At 58.4% G+C, this 11,146-nt stretch carries 10 protein-coding genes; 2 read left to right on the forward strand and 8 right to left on the reverse strand.

Annotated elements, in window-relative coordinates:
- Positions 1-12: 12 nt before the first annotated feature.
- From Thiowin_RS17695 to Thiowin_RS17725, 7 genes are all read right to left on the reverse strand, one after another.
- Positions 13-1,380 carry a sodium-dependent transporter gene (locus Thiowin_RS17695; RefSeq protein WP_328984290.1) on the reverse strand — a complete coding sequence of 456 codons (1,368 nt, stop codon included), beginning with the start codon at positions 1,378-1,380 and terminating at the stop codon, positions 13-15.
- A gap of 57 nt (positions 1,381-1,437) precedes the next feature.
- Positions 1,438-2,778 carry a phosphoglucosamine mutase gene (glmM, locus tag Thiowin_RS17700; RefSeq protein ID WP_328984291.1) on the reverse strand — a complete coding sequence of 447 codons (1,341 nt, stop codon included), beginning with the start codon at positions 2,776-2,778 and terminating at the stop codon, positions 1,438-1,440.
- A gap of 112 nt (positions 2,779-2,890) precedes the next feature.
- Entirely contained in the window at positions 2,891-3,670 is a 780-nt protein-coding gene (gene folP / locus Thiowin_RS17705) for a dihydropteroate synthase (RefSeq protein ID WP_328984292.1), read from the reverse strand.
- Positions 3,671-3,696: 26 nt separating this feature from the next.
- Positions 3,697-5,625, reverse strand: a complete 1,929-nt coding sequence (gene ftsH / locus Thiowin_RS17710) for an ATP-dependent zinc metalloprotease FtsH (RefSeq protein WP_328988115.1) — start codon at positions 5,623-5,625, stop codon at positions 3,697-3,699.
- 219 nt (positions 5,626-5,844) lie between these two features.
- Entirely contained in the window at positions 5,845-6,525 is a 681-nt protein-coding gene (gene rlmE / locus Thiowin_RS17715) for a 23S rRNA (uridine(2552)-2'-O)-methyltransferase RlmE (protein ID WP_328984293.1), read from the reverse strand.
- Positions 6,526-6,617: 92 nt separating this feature from the next.
- Positions 6,618-7,412 (reverse strand): hypothetical protein, encoded by a 795-nt coding sequence (locus tag Thiowin_RS17720; protein ID WP_328984294.1) that lies wholly within the window; start codon positions 7,410-7,412, stop codon positions 6,618-6,620.
- 483 nt (positions 7,413-7,895) lie between these two features.
- Positions 7,896-8,252 (reverse strand): high-potential iron-sulfur protein, encoded by a 357-nt coding sequence (locus Thiowin_RS17725; RefSeq protein WP_328984295.1) that lies wholly within the window; start codon positions 8,250-8,252, stop codon positions 7,896-7,898.
- 849 nt (positions 8,253-9,101) lie between these two features.
- On the opposite strand from Thiowin_RS17725, the gene Thiowin_RS17730 reads away from it, so the two are divergent.
- A complete protein-coding gene (locus Thiowin_RS17730) occupies positions 9,102-9,605 on the forward strand; it encodes a hypothetical protein (protein WP_328984296.1) in 504 nt (167 codons plus the stop codon).
- A gap of 105 nt (positions 9,606-9,710) precedes the next feature.
- Positions 9,711-10,640, forward strand: coding sequence for an NAD(P)H-binding protein (locus Thiowin_RS17735; RefSeq protein WP_328984297.1), 930 nt, complete (start codon positions 9,711-9,713; stop codon positions 10,638-10,640).
- On the opposite strand, the gene Thiowin_RS17740 is transcribed toward Thiowin_RS17735, so the two are convergent.
- Entirely contained in the window at positions 10,629-11,102 is a 474-nt protein-coding gene (locus tag Thiowin_RS17740; protein ID WP_328984298.1) for a rhodanese-like domain-containing protein, read from the reverse strand. The genes Thiowin_RS17735 and Thiowin_RS17740 overlap by 12 nt on opposite strands.
- Positions 11,103-11,146 lie beyond the last annotated feature (44 nt).

Raw genomic sequence — 11,146 nt, forward strand, 5'->3', positions numbered from 1 at the left:
ATGACAGGCACGTTAAATCAATCCAATAGCATTTAGAAAAACAATGGTCACGCCGACTGGCGAGACATAGCGAATCAGGAAACGCCAGAGGTGGTAGCCAGGGTGTTCGCCGCCCGTGAGTTCTTCCGCCGCAACCTGTCGATTTAGCACCCACCCGGCGAAAATGGCAATGAGAACCCCGCCCACGGGCAGCAAGATATTGGACGTGGCATAGTCGAACAGATCGAAAAAGCCTTTTCCGAAGAGTTTAATCTCCGACCACAGATTGAGCGACAGCAGGCAGGCAATGCCCAAGAGCCAGATCAACGCCGTCCCCATGAGGGCAGCCACCGGGCGCTGCCAGCCACGGTTTTCAACTAGCCAGGCGGTGAGCGGCTCGAGCAGCGAAATGGCTGAAGTCCAGGCCGCGAACAACAGCAGCACAAAAAACAGCACCGCGAAAATTTGCCCACCCGGCATCTGGCCAAAGGCAATCGGCAAGGTCTCGAAAATCAAACCTGGGCCGCTGCCAGGCGCGAGACCATTAGCCAACACAATGGGAAAGATGGCCATGCCTGCGAGCAAGGCAACCAGAGTATCCATTCCGGCAATTATAACAATGTTCTGAGTAATGGATGCCTGGCTACTGAGATAGGAGCCATACATCATGATGGCCCCCATCCCTAAACTGAGGCTAAAAAATGCCTGGCCCATGGCGCTCAGAATCGCCTCGCCAGCGCGCCCTTGGAACTCGAGAAAATCGGGCCGAAACAGATAATCGAGCCCCTGCATGAAGGCCCCGGTCTGAGCAGCGTAGGCCACCATCAGGATCAGCAGCACGAAAAGCGCCGGCATTAAAAAGCGCACGGCCTGCTCCAAACCGCTGGTCACACCACGCGCCACCACCAGCCCGACCATGATCATAAAAACGCTGTGCCACAGGAAGAGCTGCCAAGGATCAGCGATCAAGGCAGAGAACACTTGTGCCGAACCGGCCGCGTCAATCGACGAAAAGGCGCCAGTGCCGGCCCGCAGCACATAGGCCAGGGTCCAACCGGCCACGACACTGTAAAAGGACAGAATGAGAAAACCGGACAGGATGCCAAGCCAGCCGACAAGTTGCCAGATGACGGGCGCCTGCTGGGCCTGCGCCAATGCGCGCATGGTGTTGATTGGGCTTTGCCGGCCACGGCGGCCAAGCATGACTTCGGCCATCATGATGGGAATACCGATGACCGCCACGCACAGCAAATAAACCAGCACAAAGGCACCGCCCCCATACTCGCCCGCCGTATAAGGGAAGCGCCATATGTTACCAAGCCCCACCGCCGAGCCACTGGCCGCGAGAATAAAGGCAAATCGCGAGGACCACATGCCATGGATGCTGGTGGATGTTGCCATGGGTTTCTGCTCTGCGGAATCGTCCTGGTTAAAGCGTTGGTGATCAGCCGCTGGTTGTCAGGCACTCACTTGCGCGCGAACACAATCTGCAAGCTCTGCTGCCATCTTTTCAACCTGATCGCGGTCGCGACCTTCCACCATCACCCGCACGACAGGCTCGGTACCCGATGGCCGCAGAAGTACCCGACCCTGCTCGCCCAAACGCTCCTCAACCGCACGCACCGCATGCTGCACCTCAGGTCGGTTAATGACATCGCCCTGTTTTTCCAAACGCAGGTTGATCAGCGCCTGCGGATAATGCGCCACTGCGTTCGCGCCATCCGCCAGGCTTTGCTCTGAGCTCGCCAGTGCCGCCAACACCTGCAGGGCGGCGATGATGCCATCACCGGTAGAGGTGCGGTCCCGGCAAATGATATGACCGGAGGGCTCCCCCCCAAGAATGCCATCATCCGCCTTGAGCCGCTCCATGATATAACGATCCCCAACCTTCACCCGCGCAAAGTCGATACCCAGTTGCCGCAGGGCCTGCTCAAGTGCGAGATTGCTCATCAGGGTACCAACCACGGGCCCCTTAAGACAGCCCATCTCCAGACGCGACTTGGCGATCAGATAGAGCAGCACATCACCATCGATCAGACGCCCGTTGGCATCCACCATCAGCACCCGGTCGCCATCACCATCGAAAGCGATGCCCAGATCGGCCTGTTCCCGCCGGACAGTCTGCTGCAAGGTTTCCGGATGCAAGGATCCAACGGATTGGTTGATATTGAAGCCATCCGGATCGACACCCAGGCTAACAACTTGCGCGCCAAGCTCATCGAACACATAAGGCGCTATGTTGTAAGTCGCACCATGAGCGCAATCCACCACAATCCTCAAACCCTTTAGAGAAAACCAAGCCGGCACCGTACTTTTGCAGAACTCGATATAACGTCCGCTTGCATCCTCGACCCGTTTGGCTTTGCCAAGCTCGCTCGCGGTCACTGCCTCAAGCGGCAGTTCGAGTTCTTCTTCAATCGCGCGCTCGGTTTCATCAGGCAACTTATCCCCGGACCCGGAGAAGAACTTAATACCGTTGTCCTGGTAGGGATTATGGGATGCGGTGATAACAATTCCCGCCACCGCGCGCAGCGTGCGGGTCAGATAGGCCACACCTGGGGTCGGCATGGGACCGAGCAGACGGATATCCAATCCGGCCGCGACCAGTCCCGCCTCCAAGGCGGATTCAAACATATAGCCAGAAATTCGAGTGTCCTTGCCGATCAGCACCTTGCGACCATTGCCATGGCGCGCCAACACCCGCCCGGCGGCCCAGCCGAGTTTGAGCACAAAGTCCGGGCTAACGCTTGGGTCACCCACACGGCCGCGAATCCCATCGGTTCCGAAGTATTTTCGCATGCGCTTGTCTTTTACCAAGATATCAAGCTCGACGTGGCGAGCTGATGTGTCAATAAAGCTCAGAGTGCGGCACCAAACCGCGGGATGAAGCGGCTGTTTGACGGGAAGCGACCTAGGCCGCGATGCGCGTCGCCTGGACCATCTTCATGGCCTGCACGGTCGCGGCAACATCATGCGTCCGTACAATGGCCGCGCCCCGCTCCACCGCCATGACGGCGGCTGCCAGGCCCGCCGGTAGACGCTCGTTCAGATCCGCGCCAGTCACGGCGCCGAGCATGGATTTACGCGACAGCCCCACCAGCACCGGCGCCCCCAGTGCCACAATGGACTCAAGTCGCGCCAAGAGTTGCAGATTATGCTCCAGGCGCTTGCCGAAACCAAATCCCGGGTCTATCAGCAGTCGCTCGAATGGAATGCCGGCATCTTGGGCGGCATTCATGCGCGATTGCAGAAAGCCCGCGACCTCAGCGACCACATCGGTATAGTCCGGTTGCTGCTGCATCGTCTTGGGCTCGCCCTGCATGTGCATCAGCACCACCGGCACTTGTAACTCGGAGGCCGCTTCCATGGCGCCAGGCGCCTGCAATGCACGGATGTCATTGATCATACCGGCGCCAGCGGCGACGGCTTCACGCATGACCAAAGGATCGGAGGTATCGACCGAGATCACGGTCTCCAGAGTCGACGCGATCCTGGCAATCACGGGAATCACCCGTCGCAACTGCTCGGCGCCACTAATTGCGGCGGCGCCAGGCCGCGTCGACTCACCGCCGATATCGATGATCGCCGCCCCCGCCTCGGCCATCGCATGGGCATGGTCACAGGCGGCCTGGGCATCGGCATGGCGCCCGCCATCAGAGAAGGAGTCGGGCGTGACATTGAGCACGCCCATCACTGAGACCTGACTTGGATGTGGCGTCAATGCTCGCCCGCGGGATCGCCGATAGGACCAATGCCGCTGACAGCCTTGCCGTCCTCATTCGCGGTCGCGGGTGCCTTGGCGCTGCCACCTGGCGGGCGTTGGGTATCGTTATCCCAGTCCTTGGGTGGACGCGGATCACGGCCATCCATGATGTCGTTGATTTGATCAAGATCGATGGTTTCGTACTTAATCAAGGCCGCCGCCATGTGATGGAGTTTCTCCATGTTTTCGTTCAACAGATGCTTGGCACGCTCGTAATTTCGATCAATCACGCTGCGCACTTCCTCGTCGATCACATGCGAGGTTTCATCCGAGACCGATTTGTGCTGAGTGACAGAATGACCGAGAAAGACCTCTTGTTCGTCCTCCCCGTAGGACAGCGGACCGAGCCGGTCGGACAGACCCCAACGGGTGACCATGTTGCGCGCCAGCTCGGTGGCACGCTGAATGTCGTTCGAGGCACCGGTGGTGACCATTTCTGGTCCAAAGATCAATTCCTCGGCGATACGCCCGCCAAAGAGACTGGAGATCTGACTCTCGAGCCGCTGCTTACTGTAGCTGAAGCGATCATCCTCCGGCAGGAACAGGGTCACGCCCAACGCCCGACCGCGCGGAATGATACTGACCTTGTGCACCGGGTCATGCTGGGGCACCAGGCGTCCAACGATGGCGTGACCAGACTCGTGATAAGCCGTGAGCTTTTTCTCGTCATCGGACATCACCATGGAGCGCCGCTCGGCACCCATCATGATTTTGTCCTTGGCCTTTTCCAGATCCTGCATATCCACCAAACGCTTGTTGGAGCGCGCGGCGAAAAGCGCTGCCTCATTGACCAAATTGGCCAGATCGGCACCCGAGAAGCCGGGCGTGCCACGCGCGATGATGGATGCCTTCACATCCTCGGCGGTTGGCACCTTACGCATGTGGACCTTCAGAATTTGCTCGCGTCCGCGCACGTCGGGCAGGGGCACCACCACCTGACGATCGAAACGACCGGGACGCAACAAGGCCGGATCAAGCACATCGGGCCTGTTGGTGGCGGCGATGACAATAATGCCCTCGGTGCCCTCGAAGCCGTCCATCTCCACCAGCAATTGGTTGAGCGTCTGCTCGCGCTCGTCATGACCACCGCCGAGACCGGCGCCGCGATGACGACCAACGGCGTCGATTTCGTCGATGAAGATAATGCAAGGAGCATGCTTCTTGGCCTGCTCGAACATATCCCGCACGCGCGAGGCACCAACACCCACAAACATCTCGACAAAGTCCGAGCCTGAGATGGTGAAGAAAGGCACCTTGGCCTCGCCAGCGATGGCGCGCGCAAGCAGCGTCTTACCCGTGCCGGGCGGCCCCACCATGAGCACACCCTTGGGAATTTTTCCGCCAAGCTTTTGAAATTTCGACGGATCTTTGAGGAAATCGACAACCTCGACCACTTCGTCCTTGGCCTCTTCGGCCCCGGCGACATCCGCGAAGGTCACCTTGACCTGATCCTCGCTCAGCATGCGCGCCTTGCTCTTGCCGAAGGACATGGCCCCGCGACCGCCGGCGCCGCCCTGCATCTGGCGCATGAAGAAAATCCACAGGCCGATCAGAATGAATAGCGGGAACCAGTTGATCAGGATCTGCATCAGCAGTGACTGCTTCTCCGGCGGCGCGGCCTTGATCTCGACATTGTTATTAAGCAGATCACCCACCAAGCCGTCATCGCCCGGACTGTAGGTGGTGAAGCGGCGACCGTCGACGCTTTCCCCCTCAATGGTACGTCCCTTGACCACCACTTCCCTAACCTGACCTTGCTGCACCTGCTCGAGAAAATCCGAGTAGGCCATGGTCCGCGGCGTGGTTGGAGCCGTGGTGAAATTGTTAAAGACGGACATCAGCACAATCGCTATGACCACCCACAAAAGCAGATTCTTTGCCATATCACTCACAGACGCAGTCTCTCCGAAAATCGTCCGGCATGGCCGGACACCTTGTCGATCATTGACTTAATTATTGAGTCAATAATTGAGTCGATTATTGAGTCGATTATTGAGTCGATCAGGCGGTATTGATCAATACCGGGTGATCAACCCGGGTTGCCACCCCCGCATCCTGACACAGGTAGACGCGCAAAGCCAAAGTCAGCCTGTCGCATCAGCCTAAGCCCCTACACTAACAGGGCCTTGACCCGGACCTGTTTTGGTGACTGCCCGGCAAGCTGGGCGAAAACCCTTGGCAACCAGGTAGGTCTCACGGCTGTTAGCCCGGGAGGCATCCGGCTTGCGCGTCACCACCCGCTCGAAACAGCGGCGCAGTTCGCGCACGAGTGGGTCAAAGCCCTCACCTTGAAATGTCTTGACCACCAGATGACCTCCAGATTGCAGCACTCTGGTCGCCAAGTCCAGCGCCAACTCGCAAAGATAGATAGATCGCGGCTGATCCACCGCCCGCATGCCAGAAACATTTGGGGCCATGTCGGAAAGCACAAGGTCAAGGAGTTCTCCATCCAGAACCAAGTCGATCCGCTCAAGGAGCAAGTCCTCGGTAAAATCGCCCTGAACGAAGACCACACCCGGCAAGGGGTCCATCGGCAGCAGATCGAGGGCAATCACCTGCCCACGCCCCCCAAGGCGCGCGGCCACCACCTGCGACCAGCCACCTGGGGCAGCGCCCAAATCAAGCACCCGCATTCCCGGTCGCAGCAGCCGGTCCTTGGTGTCGATTTCGATCAGCTTATAGGCTGCTCGCGAGCGATAACCCTGGGCCTGCGCCTGCTTGACATAAGGGTCACGCCGTTGGCGCTCAAGCCAGCGCTGGCTGCTTTTGCTGCGCGCTGACATCGTACCTTGACCAAGAATCAAATAACTTGCCGATGGCATTCCCCACCAGACCAAGCGGCGCGCTCAAGAGAGAATCTGCACACCTCATCGCTTTAAACATCAAACACCCAGCGAAAACGAAAAATCTCGAGCAACGCCCCTGTAATGGCGCCAGCAACCGCGCCCGCCATCAGCGTGCCTGGCAAACTGTCGGGTAAGGCCATCAGCGCCATCGCCATTGGACTGGAGACATCGCCGGCAATCGACTTTGACACAATCCAAACGCTTGCGGCTGTTAGCATGGAGACCACACCGATCACAAGCGCCTCTTTCCAACGGTTATCCAGCCCATCCACCCCTGCAAGGAAACGCACCCAAGGCCGGATTGTCACGACATAGATGACACCATTGACGGACACTAAAAAGGCCACGGTGACAATCTCAAGCTGTCCTACTACCGGGAAATAGGGTGCTGCCAGCGCCAGCAAGGCACCGCAGAAGGCACCAGAAGCCATGCCTGCCACCGCCTTCGCGACAACATGAGAGGTGCAGGCACTCGGAAAACTGACAAAGAACCCCCCAGCGATGCCCGCCACCAAGCCGACAAAAGCAGGCTGCCACAGGGCCGTCGCGGCACCTGGAACCAGCAGTATGATGGACCCGGTCGACACTCCGATCAGGCTCGCGGCAACAGCGACCTGACGCGCGCCGTACAACATGGAGCCAGCACCACCAGCCAGGGCCGCCGCAGGGACAAAGGCCCAAGAGCCAAGATTCGCCAAACGGAAGAGATCTTCAAGTGCCACGAAAAGTGGCGCGTAAATGACGCCAACAATGGCCCAAATGAGCGCGCGCAGCATTATATGGCGTTTTTCCGATGCCGCCGCGGCATAAGTTGAATTCGTCATCTGTTGATCGATGATACTGACTGAAAAACCGCATGCACCAGACACCGGGGCCCCGGATGGAACATGACAGGATGGATGGTCGCCCTGGTGAGAGAACCACACTGAGCCGAACCTGAGCCGAACCTGAACCAGACTTGAACCTGGAGAGGGCCAACAGACTGAAGCGAAGCCAACATAGCCCGCTAAACAGGAGCTTACACAAGGCAGAGCTCACACCAGGAACTCATGATAGAACCCCAACCCTGAGGCAATCAATCGGGTGAGGCAATCAATCGGGGCGGAAAGATTAGGATTAGGCGGTCAGAGCAGGCAGTCACTGAAAAGTGAGAGGGGCAGTTTTGCGAATGATCGCCTAGAAGAACAAGCTAAATGATCGACTGGGTCAATAACGGGTCAATAATGGGTCGATAACTCGATGGATCATAGGGGCCGCATCTGAAGATGCGACCCCCGTCGAGATGGTCGCGAAGAGACCCGAAACGATCAAGCAGCCTTGAGAGTCCAGGATGAGCACCAACCATTCTCGTTGATGGCTTTGCCTGGGAACAGGCTGCAAGGACGCCACTCGCCGGAATCAGCCAGCACGAACTGACAGTTGGCACAGTGCTGCTCGTTTGGTGGCAAACCGTCGCGCTTAGCCTGCTCGCGCTCTGACTTGGTCGCGTCATTGACGTATTTTAGGGCCTGCGCGGTCGGATCAGTGGCCGGATCGACATGCGGCAGTTCCTCGGCCTGAGCAGCGGCCATGCCGACCAGGTTCATCAGAGGCACCGTGGCCAAACCACCGAGAACGAGTTTGACGGCATCACGACGGCTCTGATTCATTGGCTTATCGGACATTTGTCGTCTCCTAAACTAGCGATAAACTTGAAGTCGCGCCAGTGCGCGACAAGATTCCATGGGCCATTGGGGCGACCAGGCCCCAGGGCTTGCCTTAGGTTCGGAAGAGCGGCCCATGCCGCCTATTCCGACCCGGCATTTTGCATCAAAGTTCACCAAAAGGCGAATTTCCATTTTCGGACATCTGCTGCGCCACCAGCGGCCCGGTCATAAAGGTGCCTGCACCAAAAAGTCGCTTGCGCCACTAGGACTGGCTCAGAGACGCAAGACGCACCTCGCTTTGCGAGGTCGAGGCATGCACAAAGCTATCATCAGCGTCTCGGCCAGAGCCCAGACCAGAGTCCAGACCAGAGTCCAGACCAGAGTCCAGACCAGAGTCCCGGCCAGAGTCCCGGCCAGCATCAGAGTCACCAGTTGGCGTCGTAAGCGACCAGGTGAAGCAAGTGAGCGACTGAGTCCGGGCGCTTCGCCGCAAGGGCGGCAGGTAGCATTGTTCATGGTACTGACCTCCTGATCTCATCGGTGGCTACCTTGGGGTCGCTACCATGGGGCACCCAGGATGGACAGCCCCCACTCAAGGTGGCACCGATACCAGTACCCCTGATACTTGCCCCCAGACGCTAGCTAGATCAGCTATAAAATGCTGTCAATACAACATTGATCACGACTAGACTTGATAAAGTTTAGCGCATAAAAAATGCAAGCCAAAAGAAAGCATGATGATTTTACCGGACGTCCAAGACTATGGGCGGACAGAAACAATGCTTGCAAGCGCAGGCAAGATGGGCCAAAAAGAACCAAGCAGCGCCACAGTGACGCTAACGAGTAGCATCATTCACGAGGTTTTGAATGCACGTAGAGATTCAAGGGGACATGCTCGCCCTCGATGGCCAGTTGTGCCGTCACATTCGCTCTCAAGCCGAGGCATTTCTGGCCCGGTTTCCCAGTTATCGCATCGAGCTCATTGCCCACATCGGGGAGGAGTTTGACGCTCTCAAAGGTCACCGCGTGCGCTGCGAGTTGCGCACATCCGTTGCCGATCGCCAACAGATCATTGTGCGCCAGGCGCGCAAGAGCGCCGATGACGCCATCGCCGCCGCCTTTGTTGAAATCAAAAAGAAGTTCCGCCAGATGAGCCGACGCTTGAATAATTATTCAAACGGCGCCAAATGCGATCCGGCGTGCATAACCTCCATCCCGGCTCCCAAGTCGCCTGTTAGTGGTCGCGCGATTCCGTCTGGCCTGCTAATGACCAAGGGTAAGAGCCAAATGTCCACATCTTCGCGCAGGCATCCTGCCCAACTGCCTCCGAGGTTGCTGGAGCAATCCGACAATAGGCAACAAAGCGGCTGACCGGCTATCACCAGCGATCACAGTTATAGCATCCCGCACAACAAACAGCGCGCCGTCCGCTGGGATGGTGCCTCGAAATGACGACTCGATTCAGGAGATCGACCCATGAAAATCAGTCTCATCGGCGGTACCGGTTTTGTCGGCCAGGCGATTGTTGATCGCCTGCTGGCGGATGGTCATGAGCTGCGGCTGCTGGTACGCCCGGGCAGCGCCGCCAAGGCGGTCGAACATCCGCACTGCACCCAAGTCGAAGGCCGGCTAGAAGACCCTGACAGCCTGCGCGTCTGCATCGCCGGGAGTGACGCTGTGATCTACCTGGTCGGACTGCTGCGCGAGAACGCAGCCGCGGGCATCACCTTCGAGCTGCTGCAGTTTCTAGGTGTCGAACGCAGCATCGCCGCCGCGAAGGAAGCTGGCGTGACGCGATTCCTGCTGATGAGCGCCAACGGCATTGATGCCGGGGAAACACCTTATCAACGCACCAAACTCCAGGCCGAGGCGGCGCTCAAGGCCTCGGGACTTGAGTGGAGTATTTTCCGCCCGTCGGTGATTTTCGGCGACCCCAAGGGCCGCATGGAATTTTGTAGCCAACTCAAAGCGGAGCTGATCGACAGCCCGGTGCCGGCGCCGCTGTTTTACCAGGGCCTGCTACCGCTGAAGGCTGGGCAATTCAAGCTCGGGCCGGTGTGGGTCGGGGATGTGGCCGCCGCCTTTGCAACAGCACTCGCGCGCGCCGATACCATCGGTCAGACCTATGCGCTGTGCGGCCCCAAGGAGGTCAGCTGGAAGGAGATTTTGACCACCATTGCCACGGCCAGCGGCAAGAAAAAGACCATGCTCCCGGCGCCAGTCATGCTGATTGCCCCGGTGGCCGCTGTCATGGAGCGCTTCGCATGGTTCCCTGTCACCCGTGATCAGCTCAAGATGCTGGTCGCCGGTAACTGTTGCGCCGAGGACGGCTTCAGCCGGCTTGGACTCACACCGCGGCCCTTCACAACCGCGGCTATCGGCTATCTCAAGACCTCAACGCATTGAACGCGGCTTGAGCTGCTCGGGACGCACCACGGGGGTGAAATAGACATCGGCGTCGTCGAGATCGACATCCTCGCCGGCGCCGGTCACTAGGGGTTGGTCGTAGTCTTTCCAGCCACGCAAACCGGTTTGCAGTGAGACCACATTGGAGTAGCCCAACACCTGCATCGAATGGGCCGCCAACACGCTTCGGTTACCCGAGCGACAGACGACCACGATCTCGCGATCACGCGCCTCCACCAACTCCGGGACCGTCTCCTCATAATCCCATTCGCAGGCAGATTCCAAAATGCCTCGTGGCACATGAATGGAGCCGGTAATATGCATGGCATCGAATTCATCCGGCTCGCGCACATCAAGAATGAGCAAATCGGGATTCTCCCCCAGGCGCTCCTCCAGATCCCATGGCATGATCTCGCGCACGTCGGTCAGACAGTGCTGAATGAGCTCAATAAATTTTTTCATCGTCGAAGTCGTGGTTCCTTCAAGTGCTGCAAGATGCATCGGCG

It is taken from the genome of Thiorhodovibrio winogradskyi (assembly GCF_036208045.1).
Classification (GTDB): domain Bacteria; phylum Pseudomonadota; class Gammaproteobacteria; order Chromatiales; family Chromatiaceae; genus Thiorhodovibrio; species Thiorhodovibrio winogradskyi.